Genomic DNA, 21729 nt, shown 5'->3' on the forward strand with positions numbered 1-21729 from the left:
AAAGTTTTCAGACGGCCTCATTGTTTATCCGGCTATGGATTACTCAGGAATACGCAGTTTTTGTCCGGGATAGATTTTGTTGGGGTCGCTCAACATCGGTTTGTTGGCTTCAAAAATTTTCATGTATTGGTTGGCATCGCCGTAGTATTTTTTAGCAATGGCAGACAAAGTGTCGCCGCTGACTACGTCGTGATATTTGGCTTCTACGGCGGCGGGGAACGAGAGTTTGTTTTCAACATCGGAAACGCCGGTAACGTTGCCGGCAGCCAAAACGGCTTTCTCGGCAGCTTCTTGAGAAGGTGCCGAACCATTCAAGGTAACTTTACCGTTGGCACCGTCGAAAGACACGCTCAAGCCGGTTAAGCCCAGATTTTGTTTTTCGATGTACGTTTGGATGGCGGCAGAAGCTTTGCTGTTTAAGTCTTCTACGTTGGCGGCGGCAGCAGCGGCAACTTCTTTTTCGTCTTTGCCAAACAGTTTTTCACCTGCATTTTTGATAAAGCTAAACAAACCCATTTTTCATTCCTTTTAGTGTGTTGATGATAATCCGGCATACCGGCCTGATAGGAATTATAGGCAAAAATATTTTTGGCAAGCAGAGGAATCAATAACATTACTTTGTTTTACATTAAAGCAGCTTCTGCGGGAATATGGATACAATAACCATACGAAACATAGTGTTGTCATAACAAAAACTGCGTAGGCCGAGTTATTGCATTTATTGAAAAACGGCCTGCAACCGATTTGAACGTCTGTAATCCTGCCTAAAACAGCTTTTTCTTGTTTTCACATGGCGGCGGAAGCAAGCTGAGCAGGCTTCAGAGCATACTGAAAAACAAAGGAGAAATAAGATGACCAAGCTTTATATCGGCCCTGTGCTGTCGTATCGCGGCGGGGCGGAGTGTGGAGAATGGAAAGTCAGCGCATTGATTGCGGTGTCGAACAGCGCGCAGTTTCCGGTGATGCGGGTTGACGGCAAAGCGACCCGCGCCCCCAAGATTTTGCTCGAGCATGGCGGTAAGGCTTATTTGCGTTACGACTTATCTACCTGCCAGCAGGCGGAAGAGAGAAAAGTGGAATACTGCCTCGACGGTATCGACGAGGTTTGGCATTTCACCGTGCCGGCAATAGGTCAGGCGCCGCGCATGATTTATGTGTCTTGTAACGGCTTTTCCGATGCAAACGGTATCCGTAAGCTGATTAAAGGCGAAAATGCGGTGTGGGAAGACATTTTGTGCAACCACGATAAATCCGTGCGCCCGCCCGGTTATCAAATCGATAAAGAACAGCTTTGGCACGAAACCCGCACGCACGAGCAGGGCTTGCAGCGTTTTCACCTGATGGTAATGGGCGGCGACCAAATTTATTTCGACCCGATTTGGGAAGACATTAAGTTATTGAAAAAATGGATCGGCCTGCCGCGCAGAGAGCAGTTGAAATATAAAGTCAGTGCATCTTTGGAGAAAGCGATTGAAGATTACTACATCAATTTCTATCTCAGCCGCTGGCTGCCGCGCAACCATGCGCCGTGGGGTTCGGCCAATAAAACATTGGATTCGGCGCACGGTATGGCGCGCATTCCTACCGTGATGATGTGGGACGACCATGATATTTTCGACGGCTGGGGTTCGCATAGTGCCGAGATGCAGCGCAGCCCCGTGTTTCAACGCATGTTTTACCATGCCCGCCGGGCTTTTTGGGTTTTCCAGATGCAGCAGGCGGCAGACCAATTGCCTGAACTGACCTTGCGCACCGACATCAATATGCGTATCGATGACCCGATTTTCGAGCCGATCAAATGGTCGCAGATTTTGAAGTCCGACCCGCTTGCCTTGCCGCTTTTCGATGACCAGCCCGGCTTTTCGTTTGCGCACAACGTCGGCCCGATCAGCCTTTTGGTGGCGGATTTGCGTACCGAGCGTTCGCACGAGCAGATTATGGGGCCTTCCACTTGGCGCGCCATGCAGCGGTGGTTGTGCGACGGCGTTCCCACATGCGAAACGGAACGGCATTTGCTGTTTGTATCGTCGGTGCCGGTGATGCACCCCAAACTTTCGCTGGCGGAATTGCTGATGGAGAATTTGGGTTACGACCATGTGCTCGACAGCAGCGCCGACGACTTGAAAGACCACTGGACCAACGACGATCACGAAGGTGAACGCAAGCGCTTGATTGAAACCTTGTTCAGAACCGCCGAAGACCATCATTTGCGCGTTACCGTGCTTTCGGGCGACGTGCATGTGGCCGCTTGGGGCGTGGTGTACCGCACCGATTCGGATTATGCCAACTGCTCAACGCAAATCCAGCAGCTGACTTCGAGTGCGGTTGTGCACCCGTCATTGGTTTCGGTAATGGAGCGGCTGTTCTGCCAAGTGTTGAACTCGTTGGCGAAGAAGAAGCAGAAGCTTGACGTGAACCTCGAAGCGGAAATGATGCTGTTTCCGTCTTCCAACCGCTATGTTATGCCCGCGCGCAACTGGCTCGCATTGGAGCTGGACGAGGGTAGCCGCGGCGGTAATAAATTGTGGGCCAGCTGGCGTTGCGAAACCAAAGACGACTTTACCAACCATTTGCTGGCGATAGAACCATTGCGGCGTTCATGATACCCAATCCTATTTGAAGCAACTGTATAGGCCGTCTGAAAACTATTTTCAGACGGCCTGATGCTTAAAGTACAAATATCAGCACGAACATTGCCGCTTTACACAATCGGCTTGGGCTATGGCGGAGCATGAGCTTGAGGCCGTCTGAAAAGATTCATGCAGATAAGTAAATGAAACAGAGCGCGGCGGTTTAAGCGGAGCGTATCCGGCTGCCTATCCTATGGAAAGATGTCGTATAATCTGAAGTTTTTCATAACGAGGCCGTCTGAAAAATTTCCGGCCGATAATCATTATATTAGGAACACCAACCATGACCGAAACCATTGAACGCGACAGTATGCAATACGATGTTGTGATTGTCGGCGCCGGCCCCTCGGGTTTGTCTGCCGCTATCCGGCTCAAACAGCTTGCAGAACAGGCAGGCAGCGAAATCAGCGTCTGCGTGGTGGAAAAAGGTTCGGAAGTGGGCGCGCATATTTTGTCCGGCGCGGTGATCGACCCCCGCGCTTTATCGGAGCTGCTGCCCGATTGGAAAGAGCAAGGCGCACCGCTCACCCGCAGCGTTACCGCCGACCAAGTGCTGTTCCTTACTCAAAACAAAGCCATCAAGTTGCCCGTTACCCCCAATTTCGACAACCACGGCAACTACATCATCAGCCTCGGCGCGTTGTGCCGCTGGCTGGCGGAGCAGGCGGAGAACCTCGGCGTGGAAATCTATCCGGGCTTTGCCGCATCGGAAGTGCTGTACCATCCCGACGGCTCGGTGAAAGGCATCGCCACCGGCAATATGGGCGTGGGCAAAGACGGCGAACCGACCGACAATTTCCAGCCCGGCATGGAATTGTGGGCGCAGCAAACCATTTTCGCCGAAGGCTGCCGCGGCTCGCTCACCCGACAACTTATTCAAAAATACGCACTCGACCGCGATTGCCAGCCGCAAACCTACGGCATCGGCATCAAAGAAATCTGGGAAGTGCCCGAAGGCCGCTGCCAACCCGGTTTGGTGGTGCACAGCACGGGTTGGCCGCTGGATAGCAAAACCTACGGCGGCTCGTTTATCTACCATCTCGACAATAATCAGGTGGCCGTCGGCTTCGTGGTCGGTTTGGATTATCAAAACCCCTATCTTTCGCCGTTTGAAGAATTCCAACGTTTCAAAACCCACCCCGAAATCCGCAAAACTTTTGAAGGCGGCCGCCGCATCGCTTATGGCGCGCGTGCGCTCAGCGAGGGCGGTCTGCAAAGCCTGCCCAAGCTCTCGTTTAAAGGCGGCGTGCTGGTGGGCGATGCGGCAGGCTTCTTGAACGTGCCGCGTATCAAAGGCATCCACACCGCCATTAAATCGGCCATGTTGGCTGCTGAGGCCGTGTTCCCGATTTTGGAAAATTTAGAAGAGGTCGAATCGTTTGAACACGGCAAAGAAGCCGTTGCTTATGAAGATTTGTTCAAACAAAGCTGGGCCTACCGCGAGCTTTACGCCGCACGCAATATCCGCCCGTCGTTCAAATGGGGCTTGTTCCCCGCGATGGCTTATACCGGTTTGGAACAATATGTCTTCAAGGGCAGAACACCGTGGACGATCAAACACCACGGCACCGATCACGGTTCGCTGAAAAAAGCCGCGGCCTGCCGTCCGATCGATTATCCGAAACCTGATAACAAACTGACGTTCGACCGCCTCAGCAGCGTGTTTTTAGCCAACATCAGCCATGAAGAAAACCAGCCGTCGCACCTCACGTTGAAAAATCCGCAAACCATGCTCGATGTGAACTTGCAGGAATACGCCAGCCCCGAAACCCGCTATTGCCCGGCGGGTGTGTATGAAATCGTGGAAGAGGGCGGCAAACCGCAACTGCAAATCAACGCCCAAAACTGCGTGCATTGCAAAACCTGCGATATCAAAGACCCGACTCAAAATATCGTTTGGATCTGCCCTGAAGGCGCGAGCGGGCCTAACTACGGCGCCATGTAAACATAAAGGCCGTCTGAAAATAAGCAGCGCGTGATCGTTGGCAATCGATTTTCAGACGGCCTCAAACACCATCAGGCCGTCTGAAAACTTTTGCTCCCGCATTGATATGTGCCGATTGAGTTCGAATATTCATCATCTATTTTATTGACCATGCAACTCTTCAAATATCTTCAATCCCAAGGAATCGGCAGCCGCAAAGAATGTATGCGGCTGATTGAAAACGGCTGCGTTGCGGTTAACGGAGTAATTCAGGATTCACCGCGCAGCACGGTTCAGCCGGAAGAAGTGCAAAGCTTGGAAATTGACGGCAAGGCATACACCGTCGTACCCATGCCGTATTTTTATATCGTGCTCAACAAACCGGCAGGCTACGAAACTTCCCATAAGCCCCAGCAATATCCGAGCGTGTTCAGCCTGTTTCCCGACCATATGCGCAATATCGACATGCAGGCAGTAGGGCGTTTGGATGCTGATACAACCGGTATCCTGCTGATTACCAACGACGGCGGCTTCAACCACAGGCAAACTTCACCCAAGCATAAAGTGGCGAAAGTTTACCGCGTGACATTAAAACATCCTGCCGACGAAATCTTGTGCGAAACGCTGAAACAAGGCGTATTGCTTCACGATGACAATGAAACCGTTGCCGCTGCCGATGCGGTTTTGGAGTCGCCACACATCTTGATGCTGACCATTACCGAAGGCAAATACCACCAAGTGAAGCGCATGATCGCCGCCGCAGGCAACCGTGTAGAGCAACTTCACCGCTCGAAATTTGGCGATTGGACGGCTGATAATATGCCAATCGGGAATTGGCAGTTTATATATTTGTAAAGAAATGGAAAGAAATAAGCTGTTTTAGAAGTAAGTTTCCATTTAAAAACAATTGGATAATTTTAAGTCTTTTTTATTTACATAACTTAATACTAAAATTCATGAACTAATATATAATTCAGGTGTCTGAGTAACACTTGCTCCGAAAGGAGTGAGTAAGTGAGTAAGACGTTTTCCCCGTAATGTGTTTGGCCATCTATACTTTTCCCCTTAGTATAGATGGTTTTTTTTATCTGAAAAATTTTAGTTAATCTGTTTATAGTATTTTTATTTATTTAACGGATTTCCAACTGCCATAAAAATACCCCGACCAACGATCGGGGTTATTTTGTTTCATTGCAGCAGAAGCGCGGTTTCTTCGGATTTTCGATTCTATTCAATAAAATACGGCCAAAGTTTTGAATGAATTAAGGCCACAACCAAGCCCAAACTTTACGTCCTTCGCTTTGTAAAATCATAAACGTGCGGCAAGCAGCGGCGGTGGACATGGATTCCAGCCCTATTCCTTTTGCGGCCAGAGCTGCGGCAATTTTCGGATGCAGAAATATCTGTTTTTCTCCCGTGCCGACCAAAATCACTTCGGGGTGGCTGTTTGAGGCCGTCTGAAAAAAATCTTCGGCAGTCATTTCGGTCGGCGTGGCTTTGGCGGGATGCTCAATTGTATTTTCTTTTAAAATAACGGCTTCGGTATAAACTTGACCGTTGATTTCTAGGCGGCCGGGCGAATAGGCTGTGATGGCGGCTTCTTCTCCGCCGAAAGTATTTTCTTCGATCAACATACATTTCCTCTCGATATCTTATAGTGGCTCTCTGCCTGAAATTCAGATGCAGAAACAGGCAATTTCAGGTAGGATTATGGCCTTTGCGTTCAAGCAGTTTTGCTTGCAGAATACTAACATACAACGGCTTAAGGAGACATAATGAAGCCTGTTTATATCGGAATTTTGGGTTTGGGCACTGTCGGCAGCGGCACTGCCCGAGTGTTGCAGGACAATGCCGCAGAAATCAGCCGCCGTTTGGGGCGCGATGTGTATATTTCGGCGGTTTGCGATTCCAGCGAGGAAAAAGTCCGCACGCTTTGCCCCAATGCAGTCTTCGTTAAAGATCCGTTTGAGTTGGTTCAGCGTGATGATGTCGATATCGTTGTCGAACTGTTTGGCGGCACGGGCGCGGCAAAAGAAGCTGTATTGAAGGCCATTGAAAACGGTAAACATATCGTTACGGCCAACAAAAAGCTTTTGGCTGAGTACGGTAACGAAATTTTCCCGTTGGCCGAGCAAAAAAATGTGATGGTGCAGTTTGAGGCTGCCGTTGCCGGCGGTATTCCGATTATTAAAGCGCTGCGCGAAGGTTTGTCTGCCAACAAAATCCGTTCGATTGCAGGCATCATCAACGGCACCAGCAATTTCATTTTGACCGAAATGCGTGAAAAAGGCAGTGCGTTTGCCGATGTGTTGAAGCAGGCACAGGAGCTGGGTTATGCGGAAGCCGACCCGACTTTTGATATTGAAGGCCATGATGCGGGTCATAAAATCACTATTATGAGTTCGCTGGCATTCGGTACGCCGGTAAACTTCAATGCTTGTTATCTCGAAGGCATCAGCAAACTGGAAAGCCGCGATATTAAATATGCCGAAGAGTTGGGCTACCGCATCAAATTATTGGGTATTACCCGTAAAACCGACAAAGGTATTGAATTGCGTGTGCATCCGACCCTGATTCCCGAGTGCCGTTTGCTGGCGAATGTGAACGGCGTGATGAATGCCGTGCGGGTTGATGCCGATATGGTGGGCGAAACCCTTTATTACGGTGCCGGTGCCGGCGCATTGCCAACGGCTAGTGCGGTAGTGGCAGACATCGTCGATATTTGCCGTTTGATTACCGCCGATACCGATAACCGCGTACCGCACTTGGCCTTCCAACCCGCTCAAGTGAAAACCCAGCCCATGCTCACTATGGATGAGATTACCAGCAGCTATTATCTGCGCGTTCAGGCGAAAGACGAGCCGGGTGTGTTGGGGCAAATCGCCAATTTGCTGGCGAAAGAAAACGTGTCTATCGAAGCGTTGATTCAAAAAGGCGTGATTGACGGCGGCTCGGCTGAGATCGTGATTCTGACCCACAGCACGGTAGAGAAAAACATCAAAACTGCCATCGCCGCCATTGAAGCGTTGGAAGTCGTTCAAAAACCTGTGGTGATGATCCGCATGGAGAGCCTGCATGGACAACAAGGATAATCAGGTTTTAACGCCCGAAGAAGAACGCCGTAAAGCCCGCGCGAAAATACGCACCATCCGCATTTGGGCGTTTATCGTGTTGAGTTTGTTGGCGGTATTCGGATTGTTGTCCAATTGTGCGCTTTCCAAACCTAAAGCCAAGCAGGCGATTGTGGATTCGTGTGTGAAAAACGTGCCGTTTTCCGAAAAATGGCAGGCGGATTTGAAGGCTGCGGGATTGGAAGGTCAATCCGAAAAGGTGATTAACGATTACTGCATCTGTATGTGGGACGAACCGCTTGAAAAGCTTACCGAAAAGCAGATTCAGTCGCTCAGTTCCATGCCTCCCGAAGAGCAGCTTAATTTGCTCGGCGGCGTTGAAGCATTCGAAGCACGCGACAAACAGTGTATTGCATCGTTAACTGCTAAATAGGCTAAATCAAGATTGTGAGGCCGTCTGAAAATATTTCAGACGGCCTCACAGCTTTTATACTTTTATGTATGTATAGACCGTTAATCTAAAACAATCATTAACAGCGTTTACTGATGGTTTAGAAGAATTAAGCTTCCAACGAAGCCAATTCCTGCCGCATTCTATCGATTACTGCAGCGTAGTCGGCTTGGCCGAAGATGGCCGAACCGGCCACGAAAGTATCGGCGCCGGCACGAGCCACTTCGGCGATGTTGTCGGTTTTAATGCCCCCGTCCACTTCCAAAGCAATTTTGCGCCCGCTTTCCGCTTCATACATGTTTAGCAAATCACGCACTTGCCGGATTTTTACCAGCGTTTGCGGGATAAAGCTTTGCCCGCCGAATCCGGGGTTAACCGACATCAGCAATACCATGTCCAGCTTCTCCAGCACATTTTCCAGCAGGTAAACCGGTGTGGCAGGGTTCAGCACCAGCCCCGCCTGACAACCGGCATCTTTAATCAAACTCAAGCTGCGGTCCACATGGCGGCTGGCTTCGGGATGGAAAGTGATAATGTTTGCACCGGCTTTGGAAAACGACTGAATCAGGTCGTCCACAGGCTCTACCATCAGATGCACGTCTATGGGTACTGTGGCATAGGGCTTCAATGCCGCGCACACCATCGAGCCGAATGTCAGGTTGGGTACATAATGGTTGTCCATTACGTCAAAATGGATTAAATCTGCTCCGGCCTCAATCACTTTGCTGACTTCCTCGCCCAAACGGGCAAAATCGGCGGAGAGAATACTGGGCGCAATGCGGAATTTTTGCACAAATGTATCCTTTTTGTTTTATTTTCCTACAAGGAATTATATATAAATTTACTGTCTGGATAATGATAACGATATGATGTAAAGAAATATTTTTAAAATAATTTCATTGTCATTAACTAAAGTTAACGACGATTATACCGCGTTTCACATACATATCCGCTATATTTTAACAATATCGAAATTTGGGAAAACAATATATGCTTGCATTCACAGGGTTCAGCCGCGTAGTGCCGATTATAACGATCAGCGGTTGGATAATTTTAAACGGATTAAGTTCTGCACATGCAGGGCCGTTGGCTGCTTCGCTTGATGATTTCCATCCCAATTGCGATATCCGCTCTCTGGGTTTGACCCGCGAGCAGAATAACGAATTGCGCGCTATCCGTAAAGATTATAAAAAAGCCTTGGATAAATCTGTCCGCAAAGACGACCGTATTCTTAAAAACCGCCGTCGTGACGTTATTAAAATTTTGTCCAGCGATAGATTCAACCAAGACGATGCCCGTGATTATGTAGAAAAACGCTATATTTCCAGTATGGATTTCGCGGTGGATGAGTTGTCGATCCAGCACCGTTTCTACAAATTGCTCAGCCCCACGCAAAGGCAGCATTGGCTGAACATTTGCTTAAAATAATAAATAATACGAACACACCTGCTTAAATTGATTAAGAAAGGCCGTCTGAAAAATTTTCAGACGGCCTTTCATCTTTCATCGGATTCTTGAACGGATATATAACGATATCAGTTTTATGAGTTTGCCGATTTATTTTTTTCTTTATCTGCCTTTGAAGCCCAATAAGAAGCCAAGAGCGAACCTGAAATATTGTGCCACACGCTGAAAATGGCACTGGGAACGGCAGCCAAAGGCGTGAAATAAGCTGCTGCAAGCGCGGCGCCCAAGCCGGAATTCTGCATACCGACTTCGATGGATAATGTTTTTTGTACGTCGAAAGGCAGTTTAAACAGTTTGGCAGTCACAAAACCGAGTAAATAGCCGATGGCGTTGTGCAGTATCACCACACCCAAAATCAACATGCCGCTCTCAAGGATTTTCGGTTTGCTGGCGCCGACTACCGAGCCGATGATCAGCACAATGGCGATCACCGATATCAAAGGCAATATGCCCACGGCAGCTTCGGTTTGCTTTTTGAATAAAGTATGCGCGATAACGCCCAAAACAATCGGTAACAGCACAATTTTCAAAATCGACACAAACATGGCTGTGGCGGAAATGTCCAGCCATTGGTTGGCCAGCAGGTAGAAAACGGCCGGCGTCAAAATGGGTGCGAGCAAGGTGGAAATCGATGTTACCGCCACGGAAAGGGCGACGTTGCCGCGTGCCAGATAAGTAATCACATTAGATGCCGTACCGCCGGGGCAAGAGCCTACCAAAATCACACCGACTGCGATTTCAGGTGGCAGGTTAAATCCTATCGCCAAGGCATAAGCGGTGAGCGGCATAATCACAAATTGGGCAATCACGCCGATGAGCACGGCTTTGGGGTGTTCCCCTAAAATCTTGAAATCGGCCGGAGCCAGCGTCAGGCCCATGCCGAACATAATAATGCCGAGCAATACCGGAATATAAGGCAGCACCCATTTGAAGGTATCGGGCGCAACAAATGCAATCGCAGCAAATAATGCCGCCCACAATGCGAAAGTTTGACCGATTAAACGGCTGAATTTTGCTAACGCTTCCATTACTTATCCATATGTGTAAAAAGGTGAAGAATACGCGAATTTGTGCAGAGGCAAAAGCTAATAGGGTGGATTGCGTGTGAAGTTTTATTGAGGCCGTCTGAAAAACAGCCAAGGCGATAAAACAGCAGCTTTTCATATGCGGGCTTTAAGCCTTTATTCGTTTAGCGTTTTTTAGCAGAGGCTGTACCTGTCTTAAAGCGGTTTAGCTTGAAATACGGTACAATGCGCGTTTATTTTTACTGAATAAAAGGCGGCCTGAACAAATGGCATCTTTAGAAACTTGGATCGGCCTGCGCTACTTGCGGGCGAAAAAACGTAACGGATTCATGTCGTTTATTACCATGATTTCGATAGCCGGCATTGCATTGGGTGTAACGGCATTGATTGTGGTGCTGTCGGTAATGAACGGCTTTCAAAAAGAAATACGCGGGCAGCTGCTTAATGTGGCGCCTCATGCTGAAATCGGGTATTACGATATCGGCAACGGCGAATCGTGGCAGAGCCTGCGCAGTTATATCAAAGATAAAAAAGAAGTGCTGGCCAGCGCCCCTTATATTGCAGATCAGGCATTGTTGGCGAATGCGGGAGAAGTGCGCGGCGTGCAGATTCGCGGCGTGTTGCCTGAGGAAGAAAAAAATGTCGTGGATTACGGCAACAACATGCCCGTCGGTAGTTTTGATGATTTGAGACCGGGCGAGTTTGACATTATTCTCGGAGAGGGCTTGGCCGAAGCTTTGGGTACGGAAAAAGGCGGTAAGGTTACCGTGATCACGCCCGAGGGTAATGTGACTCCGGTCGGTGTTGTGCCCCGTTTGAAGCAGTTTAATGTGGTAGGTATTGTCAAAACGGGCGTTTATGAAGTGGACAACTCGCTGGCAATGACCCATATCAAAGATGCCCAAGTGCTTTACCGCTTGGGAGACGGTGTCGGCGGTTTGCGCTTGAAGTTGGCAGACCCTCAAAACGCGCCGGATTTTACCCGTAATCTGATTCCGAAAGCCCAGCAGAACAACATATGGGCGCGCGATTGGACGTTCTCAAACCGCAGTTATTTTGAAGCCGTCGAGCTTGAAAAACGCATGATGTTCATCATTCTCACGCTGATTATTGCCGTAGCGGCTTTCAATTTGGTGTCGTCTTTGGTGATGGCGGTTACGGAGAAACAGGCCGATATTGCTATTTTGCGCACGCTTGGTTTATCGCCCGCCGGTGTGATGAAGATTTTTATGGTTCAAGGTGCATTTGCAGGCTTTTTCGGCACATTGGTCGGCGTGGTTTGCGGTGTGCTGCTGGGCTGGAATGTCGGCAAGATTGTTGCTTTCTTTGAAAAGCTTTTCGGCGTGCATCTGATTAATTCTCAAATTTATTTTATTGATTACCTGCCCAGCGATGTGAATATGCGTGATGTTGCCGTGATTGCAACCATATCGCTGGTGTTGGCTTTCTTGGCCACACTCTATCCGAGCTGGCGTGCAGCGAAAACCCAACCTGCGGAGGCTTTGCGTTATGAATAATGTTGTTTTGAAATGCGAACAAGTCTGCAAGAGTTATAACGATGGTAATTTGAGCGTCCGCGTGCTGAATAATCTCAGTTTGGAGGTTTATCAAAGACAAAGCGTGAGCATCATCGGCGCATCAGGCAGCGGCAAATCAACTTTGCTGCACATTCTCGGCGGTTTGGATATGCCGACTTCGGGTACTATCAAACTGATGGGCCATGAGTTGGGCAAGATGAACCAGAAGCAGCTCGGCGATTTGCGTAATCAGTATCTGGGTTTTGTGTATCAGTTTCATCACCTGTTGCCTGAATTTTCGGCGCTGGAAAATGTGATGATGCCGCTGCTGATCGGTAAGAAACCGAAAGCAGAAGCGGAAGCTCAGGCGGCGGCGATGTTGGAAAAGGTAGGTTTGAAGCAGCGTATGCTGCACCGCCCGAGCGAACTTTCCGGCGGCGAACGCCAGCGTGCGGCGATTGCCCGTGCATTGGTAACGCGCCCGAAATGTCTGCTGGCCGACGAGCCGACAGGTAACCTCGACCGTAAAAACGCCCAAAACGTGCTCGACATGATGCTGGATTTGAAAAACGAGTTGGGCACGAGTTTGATTGTGGTGACGCATGACGACGAGCTGGCATCCCGTTTCGACCGCGTGATGAGCATGAGCGACGGTACTTTATGGGATAAAGAAAGCAGTTGATTAAGGTGTTTCAATGATGAGGCCGTCTGAAAACTTTTCAGACGGCCTCAGTGTTTAAGGGCGATCTTGTTTGTGTTTCATTTCTATTTAAAAGCATAAAGGGAAGACTAACATCTGCCCTTTTGTTATTTGAAGTTTTCTGACGACACGCCCTAAACCTGTGAAACCGGATATTTATTCCGGCACCACGGTTACCAGCACGCTCATGCCGGGGCGGGCGTCGTTTAAAGGTTTGATCGGGCGTGCTTTGATTTCAAAGGTGCGCATGTCGAAGCCGTCGTTATTGCGGGTGGCGCGCCAAGTGGCGTAGTCGGCCAGCACTTTGCTGGCGAACACTTTGAAGCGTATGGGTTTGTCGCTCAGAGCGGGCATGGTGGCTTCAAATTCGTTGCCAAGTGCGAACGCTTTCAGATGGTCTTCGCGCACGTTTAAAACAACCCATTGGTTTTGGTTGTCAACCAAAGTGACTACGGGCACGCCCTGCGGAACGATTTCTCCTTCTTCCACCATAATGTCGGCAACTTGGCCGTTAATCGGGCTTTTGAGGTTGGCTTCTTCTTGGGCCACTTGGGCTTCTTCCACTTTGGCCGCCACTTGCTTGGCCTGTGCTTCCGCGGCTTCTTTGTCTTCAGAACGTGCGCCTGTGCGTGCCATATCGTATTGGGCTTTGGCTGCGGCAGCCTGTTCGCGGCTGGCGATGTGGTTGGTGTAGGCTTCGTCGCGTTTTTGGCGCGACATCAAACCTTCGTTGGCGAGGTTTTGGATGCGGCGGTAGGAAACTTCGGCCAACTCGGCAGCGGCTTGTGCGCGTTTCCATTGCGCGCGCGCCATTTCGATTTCTTGGGGGCGTGCGCCGTGTTCGGCTTTGCGGGCCACGGCTTCGGCAGCTTCTTGGGCAGCTTGTGCCTGCTTGATTTTGGCGGTGATTTCGGGGCTGTCCATTTCTATCAGCTGGGTGCCTGCTTGGATGTCTTCACCTTCGCGCACGAAGATTTTGCTCACGCGGCCGGGTACTTTGGCTGCGATGTCGGTTTCTTGTGCTTCAAGCCGCCCCTGCAAAACGACGGGTTCGGGTTTGACCGACAGCCATACGCCGTATGCAACGGCGGCGATTAGAATCAGCAGTGCGATAATCAGTGCGGCGGAACGGGATTTGTTTTTGCTTTTGGTGTTCATATTGTCTTTCTTATTTTCAGACGGCCTGTATCAGACAAGCCCGCTTTTTTCGCTTATTGGACGATGCCGTTTTTCATGAAAAGCTTCACGTCGGCTTTGCTTTCGTAGTCGGAGAGCTTTTCGGGTACGCCGCTGCTTTCGAGCAGTTTGGCCAGCGACTGCACATAATCGTTGGCGGATTTGGCACGTTCGGTTTTGGCTTTGGCAAACTCGGTTTCGGCTTTCATCAGTTCGGCTACGGTATTGACGCCTTCGCGCAGGCCGGCTTGTTTCAAATGCAGCACTTCTTTGGCCAGCTTGATGTTGCTGCCGCGGCGGATGTAGTCGGCGCGGGCGTTTTCTACGCTGCGCCAGTTTTTTTCTACCAGCAGCAGAATGTTGTCGCGCAGCTCTTCATCGCTTTTTTCCGCCTGAATGATTTGCTGTGCCGAGGCGCGGTTCATGGTGCGGCGGTCTATTTGGCTGTATAGCGTCCAAGTCATGTTGACGCCGGCAATCCAGCTGGGTTTTTTGCCCATATCGTATGCGCCGAAGAGGTTGACGTTCGGCAAATAGCGCGCTTTTCCGGCTTCGTGCAAGGCTTCGGCCTGCTGCTTTTTCGCGTGGACTTTTTTAAAGCCGGGATGGTTTTGCAGGGCGAGATTTTGAAAATACTCCAGCGGTTCGATGGGTTTGCTCAGTAAAAAAATCGGTGTGGAAGGTTTGACGGTAACAGGGCTGCCGAGCAGGCGGCTTAATGCGGTTTCGGCAAGTGCGGCATCGTTGTGTGCTTTTTCGGCGTCGCGTTTGGCATTTTCAAACATGGCTTGGGCTTCAAGCCGGTCAACCCGCGCAATCAATCCCTCTTCCAGTGCGCGTTTGGCGGTGTGGTCGTAGCGGGCGATGGTGCGCACGGATTGGTCGTGCAGGCCCGCCGCCATACGGGCGAGTTGGGCGCCGAAATAGCGTTCGGCCAAAGTGCTGTTTAATTCGTTGCTCGTTAAGCCCGTGTCGGCACCGGCTTCTTCGGCGCGGGCTTTAATCAGGTTTTTGGCGGCTTTGGTGGTGCCGCCGTCAAAAACCGGCCAAAAACCGGCCACGGTGGCATGGTGTGTGTTGCCGCGGTGATCGTAGGTAAATTCATTGGGGATGCGGGCGGCAATGCGCTGGGACGCTTGATTGAGCAGGCCGGCGAGGGCGGGGTCTATGCCTTGCAGGGAAGTCTGGCCGCCGGAAGGGTGGCTGAGGGCGCGTTGTTTGATGTCGGTAACGTCCACTTCGCCGCGTACACGGTATTGGGCTGCGGTACCGTTCAGAATCAGGCTGGGGCCGCCAAGCCCTTTTGCGGCTTCGCTTTGCAGCTGTTTGGCCGATTCAAAAGCGTGGGCGGCGGCCAGTTTGGGGGAGTTTTGCATCAGTTCGTCGCGAGCCTGTTGGAAACTCAAGGAAACGGTTTGCGCAGGTTCGCCGGTATGTGTGCCGACCGCCGTTTCGGCGTATGAGGGTAGGGCGGCGGCTAGCGGGATACAGACGAGCGGTAGGAAAAGCTTGTTCATGATTAATCGCCGGGCAGTGTGTGGCTCGGATAAAATGCACATGGTGTTTTATGAAAATGCTGTTTTGGATTATAGGTTTGCTGAGATGCTTATTCAAGCTGGCGGCGGGCTTCAGACGGCCTTATGGAGGTTAGAACAGGTAAATGTAATGTTAAAAGCGTAGAAGTAAGGCCGGCGGCGTTTTGAAAACGGTTCGTTTCAAAAGCAGGGTAAAGGTGAAGTTTGAGAAATATACAGGCCGTCTGAAAATAAGCTTTAGCGAAACCCGCAAATCTTGTTTTCAGACGGCCTGTGTAGGTTTGATACGGCTTATCGGTTTTTCAAACCCAAGACATCTTGCATATCAAACAGGCCGCTCTTGCGTTTGCCCAACCATACGGCCGCACGCACGGCTCCGGCGGCAAACGTCATGCGGCTGCTGGCTTTGTGGGTGATCTCCACGCGTTCGCCGTCGGTGGCGAAAAGGGCGGTGTGGTCGCCGACAACGTCGCCGCCGCGCACGGTGGCAAAGCCGATGGTGTTCGGGTCGCGCGCGCCGGTGTGTCCTTCGCGGCCGTAAACGGCGCATTCTTTCAGGTTGCGGCCGAGCGCATCGGCAATCACTTCGCCCATGCGTAAAGCGGTGCCGCTGGGGGCATCGACTTTGTGGCGGTGGTGGGCTTCGATGATTTCGATGTCGTAGCCTTCGTTCAACACGCGGGCCACGGTGTCGAGGATATGGAAGGTTAGGTTGACGCCAACGCTGTAATTGGCGGCGAATACGATACCGGTTTTTTCAGAGGCCGTCTGAATGGCGGCTTTGCCTGCGTCGTCGAAACCGGTAGTGCCGATAATCATGCCCACGCCCGCCGCCGCGCATTTTTCGATGTACACGAGGCTGGGTTCGGGGCGGGTGAAGTCGATCAGGATATCGCTGGCGGCCAGCACTTCGTCAATATTGTCGGTGATGGGTACGCCGGTTTTCAGGCCGACGGCATAGCCTGCGTCCAAGCCCAAAGCGTCTGAGCCGGAATGTTCTAGTGCGCCGCTCAATACGGTGTCGGGATGTTGGTTGACGGCTTCAACCAACACGCGCCCCATGCGGCCGTCTGCGCCGGCAATGGCAATCTTTAATGCAGTCATTGGTGCTTCCTTATCGGATTTTAGTTGCCTTCCGGTTGGAAAACGGGTTGGGGAGCGGCTTGTTGCGGCTGTTGGGCTTGCTGTTCGATCAAGCCTTCTGCCTGAAGTTGTTGGATGGCGTATTCGATGGCGTTGCCTTCGGCGCGTGCCAAGCGGTCGTTATCGAAGTACAGGGTCAGTGTGCGTTGTTCTTTGATCACGCCGTTGCGGGAGATATTGAATGTGTAGTCCCAACGGTTGTTGTGGAAAGGATCGCGCAAGAGCGGCGTGCCCAACATCAGCTGTACTTGGTCGCGGCTCATGCCGGGTTGCAGGGAGGCAACGGCGCGGGCGTCAAGCTGGTTGCCTTGAATGACTTTCAGTTTGTAAGAAGGAAAATTCGATACGCGTTCGGCGGAACACGCGCCCAGTCCGAGTAGGGCGGCGATGGCGAGACATAAGGTTTTATTCACAGGTTTACCTTTCGTTGACAAGTCGTAGCAGGTTTTAGGTGTCGGTATGCCTGAAAGGCTCAGGCAATTGGAAACCTTTATCATCTTATAGTGGGCAAAGCCGCTAAAAGTGCGTATTATAACGGCAATTAGACCACAACGGTATGAGAGCATTATGGAAAACAATTTCAGCAATATTGCCCAATTGAAAGACAACGGCTTGAAGGTTACCGGCCCGCGTTTGAAAATATTGGATTTATTTGAAACTCACGCTGAAGAACATTTGAGTGCGGAAGATGTTTACCGCATTTTGTTGGATGAAGGTATTGAAATCGGTGTCGCCACCATTTACCGTGTGTTGACCCAGTTTGAGCAGGCCGGCATTTTGCTGCGCCACCACTTTGAAACCGGTAAAGCGGTTTACGAGTTGAACAAAGGCGACCACCACGACCATATCGTGTGCGTAAAATGCGGCAAAGTAACCGAATTCCACAACGAAGAAATCGAAAACCTGCAAGAAAAAATCGCCGAAGAAAACGGCTATAAAGTGGTTGACCACGCGCTGTATATGTATGGCGTGTGCGAAGACTGCCAGCAAAAACGCAAGCGTTAAGGCGGTGTTGGTGTCAAATTTTTTCAGACGGCCTCGGTATAAACTGAGGCCGTCTGAAATTTTTATCAAAGCCGGTTGAGCATGGATATTCCTTTTTTACACCCTAAAAGCAAAACGTTCCCCGATGTGAATCAGGCCATCGCCGAGCGCGACGGTTTGGTTGCCGTCGGCGGCGATTTAAGCCCGGAAAGGCTGTTGACCGCTTATCGGCAGGGCATTTTCCCGTGGTTTTCCGAAGGACAGCCGGTGTGCTGGTGGGCGTTGTCGCCGCGCACCGTGCTGTATCCCGAAAAAATCCACATTGGTCGTTCGCTGCAGAAAACTTTACGCAACAAGCCTTACGCGGTTACGGTAAACCAATGTTTTCCGCTCGTGATTCAAGCGTGCGCGCAAGTGCCGAGGGCGGGGCAAGACGGCACATGGATTACCGACAGCATGCAGCAGGCGTATGTCCGTTTGCATGAAATGGGGCATGCCCATTCGTTTGAATGCTGGTATCCCGATGAATCAGGCCGTCTGAAACTCGCGGGCGGCTTGTACGGCGTGCAGATCGGGCGGGTGTTTTTCGGCGAATCTATGTTTGCCGTGCAACCCGATGCCTCCAAAATCGCTTTTGCCTGTGCCGTGCCGTATTTGGCGCAATGCGGGGTAGAGTTGATCGACTGCCAGCAGAATACGCACCATTTGGCGCGGTTTGGCTCGGAGCAAATCGATTTCGCTGATTTTAGCGCGACGTTGACACGGTGTTCAGCGCTTCCGTTGGCACAGAAAATCGGATGCGGAACGGTAGCTGTGAAGCATATTCCGTAGATATATGCTTTTCAAGATGGTTGTCTGCAATCGCTGAAAGCAAAGTAGCGCATTACGGACGATAGTTTTTTTAAAAGAAGGTTTTTGGATTTTATCTGATTGATATTCAAAAATTTTCTTGTGTTGGTGAGAGCTGAATCGGCAACAGAAGTGGCCGCCAAAATTTTTTAAGGTAAAATACCTGCGTTTTAAGCATTCAAGGCCGTCTGAAAGCTTGATGCTTTTTTATAACTGCCGTCTGAGCTTAAATTCAGCCGAGAGAAGGCGTTGGTTTCAGACGGCCTCATATCTTTACTTTCAATTGATTCCATTTAGGAAAAGAACATGTCATTACAAAACATCATCGAAACAGCATTTGAAAACCGCGCCGACATTACGCCGGCTACCGTTACCGAAGAAGTGAAAGCGGCGGTTGAAGAAACATTGAAACAGCTGGATGCCGGCACTTTGCGCGTTGCCGAGAAAAAAGACGGCAAGTGGGTGGTTAACGAATGGGCGAAAAAAGCCGTGCTGTTGTCGTTCCGCATTCAAGACAACGAAGTGCAAAACGACGGTGTAAACAAGTATTTCGATAAAGTGCCGACCAAATTTGCCGACTGGAGCGAAGAAGAATTTAAAGCCGCCGGTTTCCGTGCCGTGCCCGGTGCGGTGGCGCGTCGCGGCAGCTTCGTGGCGAAAAACGTGGTGCTGATGCCTTCTTATGTGAACATCGGCGCTTATGTGGACGAAGGTACGATGGTGGATACTTGGGCGACTGTCGGCTCGTGTGCGCAAATCGGTAAAAACGTGCATTTGAGCGGCGGCGTGGGCATCGGCGGCGTGTTGGAGCCGTTGCAGGCCAGCCCGACCATTATCGAAGACAATTGCTTCATCGGCGCACGTTCCGAAATCGTCGAAGGCGTGATTGTGGAAGAAGGCAGCGTGATTTCCATGGGCGTGTACATCGGCCAATCCACCAAAATTTACGACCGCGAAACCGGCGAAATCCACTACGGCCGCGTGCCTGCCGGTTCGGTGGTGGTATCGGGCAGTCTGCCGAGCAAAGACGGCAGCCACAGCCTGTATTGCGCGGTAATCGTGAAGAAAGTGGATGCGCAAACCCGCGCCAAAACCAGCGTAAACGAACTGCTGCGCGGCGTGTAATTTATTTAGCCTGAATAAGCAGAGGCCGTCTGAATCCGATTCAGACGGCCTCTTTGCGAAAGAGCCGGTGTGACAAATGAGAAATTGGTTTATTTTTATCTAAGTTATCAAATGTTTACAAGGCTGGATTTAATCTTTGAAATTCTATATATTTAAACCTGAATAGAGACCGTTTGTAATTCATTGTTGGATTATCCTTATAAACCTGATTATAATGCGAGCCATGAAAAAACATATCCCATTCCTCGTTACTTTGGTTGCACTGGCGGGTTGTGAGACCATTTATCTTCCGACCCTGAAAGAAGTGCCTGTACGCCCCACCAATGTCAAAACCGAGCCGGCGAAACCTACCGCCCGCGCTCCTTACCGTTTGGCTGAAAATCATTGGACAGACGTTTCTAAAATCCGAGACGAAGCAACCCGTTTGAGCTATCAGGTAAGTGAAGGCAAGATCACGAAAGTTCAGGCCGCGCAATATCTGAACAAATTCCGTATCCAACAAGTAGGCCGCAACTCCATCGACGACAGCATGTATGAAGTGTATCTGCGTTCTGCTGTGGACAGCCAACGCGGTGCGATTACGACGGAGCAGTCGAAACTGTATATCCAAAACGCGCTCAGAGGTTGGCACCAACGCTGGCCGAACATGAGAAACAAACCTTCAAATCCTGCGTTTACCAACTTCCTGATGGAAGTTATGTCGATGCGTCCTTTGCAATAACAATGATGTACAACTTTACCGGAAATGTTGGATAAGCCATTTTAAGCACGACCGGTATTCTGAAATGAAAAAACTGCCGTCTGAACATGTCCAGACGGCAGTTTTTTGCATGGAAATCAACCGAAGAGCTTTTCGGTAGCCCGGCGTGCTTTGTCGCGGATTTCATTGGTAAGGTGGCTTTTCATCTGGGTATAGACTAAAGCGATCACGGCGATGTCGTCGGTAAAGCCGAGCGGGCCGAGCAGGTCGGGGATGCTGTCGATGGGGCTGAAAAAATACACCAACGCGCCGAGAATGATGATTTTGGTGCGGCTGGGCGTTTGGGGGTCTTTAAACAGAAAATACAGACTGTACAGCTGTCTGATGGCGGGTGCGCCCAGTTTGCCGGCTACGCGGCCTACTTTTCGCAGAAAGCCCGGTTCGTCTAATTTTCTTCTGCGGAATTTAGGGATAAATTCTTCAGGAGAAGGTCTGTTCATAGTGTCGTTCCTTTTGATGTGTCGGTATCAAAGCCAAAGATTTCAAAAGCTTGGCCGAACTTATATGGTGCGTTTGGAGGTAATTGCAAGATGGAGCGGCAAATTTAATTGGGTGGGAGAAAGTAATAAGGCCGTCTGAAAAAGGTTTTCAGACGGCCTATCCGATATTTCCAAGCCTTTATGACGGGATAACGCTTTTTTTCACGCACTCGGATTCGAGCGATAAATCTTTCATGGTTTTGTCGAACTCGGCCAGATATTCCGGCAAAAGATAAGGGCGAAGCAGGCTGAGGGTGCGTTGGATGCCGCGTACTTTGGAATCTTCAGTCAGCTTGGCGCGGCCGCGCAGCGAGCCGTCGAAATCGAACCAGTATTTGGTTACCATCCACATGTTCAAAGCTAAATCATTCATGGAGGTTTCGTCGGCTTTGATGATGCCCAAGCCGTTCAGGAGGGTAAGCAGGTTCACCAACAGCGGCGACACTTTGGCTTGGGTGAAATTATTGTGTTCGCCCAACAGCTCCGCGCTTCTTGCTAGCAAGGTGTTCACGTCGCTGAACAGGAAACGGTAGCGCCACATCACGTCGTAAATGCCCGACATATAGCTGATGGCATCGCATACGCCTGCCGGCAGTTGGGCGTTGTGCAGGTAGTTGAGCAAATCGTCGCTGTAACGTTTGAACAGTTGGACGATGATTTCGTCTTTATTGCGGAAATGGTAATAGAGGTTGCCCGGGCTGATGCCCAAATGGGCGGCAATGTGGTTGGTGCTGATGTTGCGTTCGCCTTCTTCGTTGAACAACATCAGCCCTGCATCAATGATTCTGGTGTAAGTATTTATTTTTATTTCTTTTGCCACTTTGCTACTCCTTAGGGCGGCGCATTGCCGCCCGTTTCAATTTATGCTTTTAACAAGTGGTTGATTATAACCA

The 21729-nt window shown here is 50.4% G+C and carries 21 protein-coding genes and 1 pseudogene; 12 read left to right on the forward strand and 10 right to left on the reverse strand.

What is annotated here, in order from left to right; genetic code table 11:
* Positions 1-39 precede the first annotated feature (39 nt).
* Positions 40-516: a peptidoglycan-binding protein LysM gene (gene lysM, locus CKV66_RS05720; protein WP_085363186.1), complete on the reverse strand. Its 477-nt coding sequence runs from the start codon at positions 514-516 to the stop codon at positions 40-42.
* A gap of 335 nt (positions 517-851) precedes the next feature.
* On the opposite strand from lysM, the gene CKV66_RS05725 reads away from it, so the two are divergent.
* The 3 genes from CKV66_RS05725 (at position 852) to CKV66_RS05735 (ending at position 5409) form a co-directional block, all read left to right on the forward strand.
* Entirely contained in the window at positions 852-2603 is a 1752-nt protein-coding gene (locus CKV66_RS05725) for an alkaline phosphatase D family protein (protein ID WP_085363187.1), read from the forward strand.
* A gap of 310 nt (positions 2604-2913) precedes the next feature.
* Positions 2914-4575: an electron transfer flavoprotein-ubiquinone oxidoreductase gene (locus CKV66_RS05730; protein WP_085363188.1), complete on the forward strand. Its 1662-nt coding sequence runs from the start codon at positions 2914-2916 to the stop codon at positions 4573-4575.
* 150 nt (positions 4576-4725) lie between these two features.
* Complete coding sequence (locus CKV66_RS05735) at positions 4726-5409, forward strand: pseudouridine synthase (RefSeq protein WP_085363283.1); 684 nt, start codon at positions 4726-4728, stop codon at positions 5407-5409.
* Between the two features lie 407 nt (positions 5410-5816).
* On the opposite strand, the gene CKV66_RS05740 is transcribed toward CKV66_RS05735, so the two are convergent.
* Positions 5817-6188 carry an Mth938-like domain-containing protein gene (locus CKV66_RS05740; RefSeq protein WP_085363189.1) on the reverse strand — a complete coding sequence of 124 codons (372 nt, stop codon included), beginning with the start codon at positions 6186-6188 and terminating at the stop codon, positions 5817-5819.
* A gap of 141 nt (positions 6189-6329) precedes the next feature.
* Between CKV66_RS05740 and CKV66_RS05745 the strand changes: the two genes are divergently transcribed.
* Both CKV66_RS05745 and CKV66_RS05750 read left to right on the forward strand, forming a co-directional pair.
* Positions 6330-7646 (forward strand): homoserine dehydrogenase, encoded by a 1317-nt coding sequence (locus CKV66_RS05745; RefSeq protein ID WP_085363190.1) that lies wholly within the window; start codon positions 6330-6332, stop codon positions 7644-7646.
* Positions 7630-8058 (forward strand): hypothetical protein, encoded by a 429-nt coding sequence (locus CKV66_RS05750; protein ID WP_085363191.1) that lies wholly within the window; start codon positions 7630-7632, stop codon positions 8056-8058. The genes CKV66_RS05745 and CKV66_RS05750 overlap by 17 nt, the downstream gene beginning before the upstream one ends.
* A gap of 127 nt (positions 8059-8185) precedes the next feature.
* Here CKV66_RS05750 and rpe read toward each other — a convergent pair whose 3' ends face one another.
* The gene (gene rpe, locus CKV66_RS05755; RefSeq protein WP_085363192.1) at positions 8186-8869 is read right to left on the reverse strand and encodes a ribulose-phosphate 3-epimerase; all 684 of its coding nucleotides are present in this window, start codon (positions 8867-8869) and stop codon (positions 8186-8188) included.
* A 197-nt stretch (positions 8870-9066) separates the two neighbouring features.
* Between rpe and CKV66_RS05760 the strand changes: the two genes are divergently transcribed.
* The gene (locus CKV66_RS05760) at positions 9067-9504 is read left to right on the forward strand and encodes a Spy/CpxP family protein refolding chaperone (RefSeq protein WP_085363193.1); all 438 of its coding nucleotides are present in this window, start codon (positions 9067-9069) and stop codon (positions 9502-9504) included.
* Positions 9505-9617: 113 nt separating this feature from the next.
* Here CKV66_RS05760 and CKV66_RS05765 read toward each other — a convergent pair whose 3' ends face one another.
* Positions 9618-10571 carry a bile acid:sodium symporter family protein gene (locus CKV66_RS05765; protein WP_085363194.1) on the reverse strand — a complete coding sequence of 318 codons (954 nt, stop codon included), beginning with the start codon at positions 10569-10571 and terminating at the stop codon, positions 9618-9620.
* A 263-nt stretch (positions 10572-10834) separates the two neighbouring features.
* On the opposite strand from CKV66_RS05765, the gene CKV66_RS05770 reads away from it, so the two are divergent.
* Together CKV66_RS05770 and lolD are read left to right on the forward strand one after the other, a co-directional pair.
* Positions 10835-12085 carry a lipoprotein-releasing ABC transporter permease subunit gene (locus tag CKV66_RS05770; protein WP_085363195.1) on the forward strand — a complete coding sequence of 417 codons (1251 nt, stop codon included), beginning with the start codon at positions 10835-10837 and terminating at the stop codon, positions 12083-12085.
* Positions 12078-12767, forward strand: a complete 690-nt coding sequence (lolD, locus tag CKV66_RS05775) for a lipoprotein-releasing ABC transporter ATP-binding protein LolD (protein WP_085363196.1) — start codon at positions 12078-12080, stop codon at positions 12765-12767. Before CKV66_RS05770 ends, lolD begins: the two co-directional genes overlap by 8 nt.
* Positions 12768-12941: 174 nt before the next feature.
* Here the strand turns inward: lolD and CKV66_RS05780 are convergent, their stop codons facing one another.
* The 4 genes from CKV66_RS05780 to CKV66_RS05795 form a co-directional block, all read right to left on the reverse strand.
* Entirely contained in the window at positions 12942-13943 is a 1002-nt protein-coding gene (locus tag CKV66_RS05780) for an HlyD family secretion protein (RefSeq protein ID WP_085363197.1), read from the reverse strand.
* A gap of 53 nt (positions 13944-13996) precedes the next feature.
* On the reverse strand, positions 13997-15478 hold the full coding sequence (locus tag CKV66_RS05785) for a TolC family protein (protein ID WP_085363198.1): 1482 nt from the start codon (positions 15476-15478) through the stop codon (positions 13997-13999).
* 309 nt (positions 15479-15787) lie between these two features.
* Positions 15788-16600: a 4-hydroxy-tetrahydrodipicolinate reductase gene (gene dapB, locus CKV66_RS05790; RefSeq protein WP_085363199.1), complete on the reverse strand. Its 813-nt coding sequence runs from the start codon at positions 16598-16600 to the stop codon at positions 15788-15790.
* A gap of 20 nt (positions 16601-16620) precedes the next feature.
* Complete coding sequence (locus tag CKV66_RS05795; protein WP_085363200.1) at positions 16621-17052, reverse strand: outer membrane protein assembly factor BamE; 432 nt, start codon at positions 17050-17052, stop codon at positions 16621-16623.
* A 90-nt stretch (positions 17053-17142) separates the two neighbouring features.
* On the opposite strand from CKV66_RS05795, the pseudogene fur reads away from it, so the two are divergent.
* The 4 genes and pseudogenes from fur to CKV66_RS05815 all read left to right on the forward strand — a co-directional run bounded on the left by fur (position 17143) and on the right by CKV66_RS05815 (position 20318).
* Positions 17143-17644, forward strand: a pseudogene (gene fur, locus CKV66_RS05800) (ferric iron uptake transcriptional regulator).
* 81 nt (positions 17645-17725) lie between these two features.
* The gene (aat, locus tag CKV66_RS05805) at positions 17726-18454 is read left to right on the forward strand and encodes a leucyl/phenylalanyl-tRNA--protein transferase (RefSeq protein ID WP_085363202.1); all 729 of its coding nucleotides are present in this window, start codon (positions 17726-17728) and stop codon (positions 18452-18454) included.
* A 324-nt stretch (positions 18455-18778) separates the two neighbouring features.
* Complete coding sequence (gene dapD / locus CKV66_RS05810) at positions 18779-19597, forward strand: 2,3,4,5-tetrahydropyridine-2,6-dicarboxylate N-succinyltransferase (protein ID WP_085363203.1); 819 nt, start codon at positions 18779-18781, stop codon at positions 19595-19597.
* Positions 19598-19820: 223 nt separating this feature from the next.
* Positions 19821-20318: a prokaryotic membrane lipolipid attachment site family protein gene (locus CKV66_RS05815; protein WP_085363204.1), complete on the forward strand. Its 498-nt coding sequence runs from the start codon at positions 19821-19823 to the stop codon at positions 20316-20318.
* A gap of 116 nt (positions 20319-20434) precedes the next feature.
* On the opposite strand, the gene CKV66_RS05820 is transcribed toward CKV66_RS05815, so the two are convergent.
* Together CKV66_RS05820 and CKV66_RS05825 are read right to left on the reverse strand one after the other, a co-directional pair.
* Positions 20435-20797: a YkvA family protein gene (locus CKV66_RS05820; protein WP_085363205.1), complete on the reverse strand. Its 363-nt coding sequence runs from the start codon at positions 20795-20797 to the stop codon at positions 20435-20437.
* Between the two features lie 178 nt (positions 20798-20975).
* Positions 20976-21602, reverse strand: coding sequence for a TetR/AcrR family transcriptional regulator (locus tag CKV66_RS05825; protein ID WP_231990542.1), 627 nt, complete (start codon positions 21600-21602; stop codon positions 20976-20978).
* Positions 21603-21729: the final 127 nt, after the last annotated feature.

The organism is Neisseria zoodegmatis, from assembly GCF_900187305.1.
In the GTDB taxonomy this organism is placed as follows: Bacteria; Pseudomonadota; Gammaproteobacteria; order Burkholderiales; family Neisseriaceae; genus Neisseria; species Neisseria zoodegmatis.

Excerpts from the sequence above, each read along its gene's own strand:
- lysM (WP_085363186.1), bottom strand. The coding sequence starts at position 516 with ATGGGTTTGTTTAGCTTTATCAAAAATGCAGGTGAAAAACTGTTTGGC.
- CKV66_RS05725 (WP_085363187.1), top strand. The coding sequence starts at position 852 with ATGACCAAGCTTTATATCGGCCCTGTGCTGTCGTATCGCGGCGGGGCG.
- CKV66_RS05730 (WP_085363188.1), top strand. The coding sequence starts at position 2,914 with ATGACCGAAACCATTGAACGCGACAGTATGCAATACGATGTTGTGATT.
- CKV66_RS05735 (WP_085363283.1), top strand. The coding sequence starts at position 4,726 with ATGCAACTCTTCAAATATCTTCAATCCCAAGGAATCGGCAGCCGCAAA.
- CKV66_RS05740 (WP_085363189.1), bottom strand. The coding sequence starts at position 6,188 with ATGTTGATCGAAGAAAATACTTTCGGCGGAGAAGAAGCCGCCATCACA.
- CKV66_RS05745 (WP_085363190.1), top strand. The coding sequence starts at position 6,330 with ATGAAGCCTGTTTATATCGGAATTTTGGGTTTGGGCACTGTCGGCAGC.
- CKV66_RS05750 (WP_085363191.1), top strand. The coding sequence starts at position 7,630 with ATGGACAACAAGGATAATCAGGTTTTAACGCCCGAAGAAGAACGCCGT.
- CKV66_RS05760 (WP_085363193.1), top strand. The coding sequence starts at position 9,067 with ATGCTTGCATTCACAGGGTTCAGCCGCGTAGTGCCGATTATAACGATC.
- CKV66_RS05765 (WP_085363194.1), bottom strand. The coding sequence starts at position 10,571 with ATGGAAGCGTTAGCAAAATTCAGCCGTTTAATCGGTCAAACTTTCGCA.
- CKV66_RS05770 (WP_085363195.1), top strand. The coding sequence starts at position 10,835 with ATGGCATCTTTAGAAACTTGGATCGGCCTGCGCTACTTGCGGGCGAAA.
- lolD (WP_085363196.1), top strand. The coding sequence starts at position 12,078 with ATGAATAATGTTGTTTTGAAATGCGAACAAGTCTGCAAGAGTTATAAC.
- CKV66_RS05780 (WP_085363197.1), bottom strand. The coding sequence starts at position 13,943 with ATGAACACCAAAAGCAAAAACAAATCCCGTTCCGCCGCACTGATTATC.
- CKV66_RS05785 (WP_085363198.1), bottom strand. The coding sequence starts at position 15,478 with ATGAACAAGCTTTTCCTACCGCTCGTCTGTATCCCGCTAGCCGCCGCC.
- dapB (WP_085363199.1), bottom strand. The coding sequence starts at position 16,600 with ATGACTGCATTAAAGATTGCCATTGCCGGCGCAGACGGCCGCATGGGG.
- aat (WP_085363202.1), top strand. The coding sequence starts at position 17,726 with ATGGATATTCCTTTTTTACACCCTAAAAGCAAAACGTTCCCCGATGTG.
- dapD (WP_085363203.1), top strand. The coding sequence starts at position 18,779 with ATGTCATTACAAAACATCATCGAAACAGCATTTGAAAACCGCGCCGAC.
- CKV66_RS05815 (WP_085363204.1), top strand. The coding sequence starts at position 19,821 with ATGAAAAAACATATCCCATTCCTCGTTACTTTGGTTGCACTGGCGGGT.
- CKV66_RS05820 (WP_085363205.1), bottom strand. The coding sequence starts at position 20,797 with ATGAACAGACCTTCTCCTGAAGAATTTATCCCTAAATTCCGCAGAAGA.
- CKV66_RS05825 (WP_231990542.1), bottom strand. The coding sequence starts at position 21,602 with ATGTTGTTCAACGAAGAAGGCGAACGCAACATCAGCACCAACCACATT.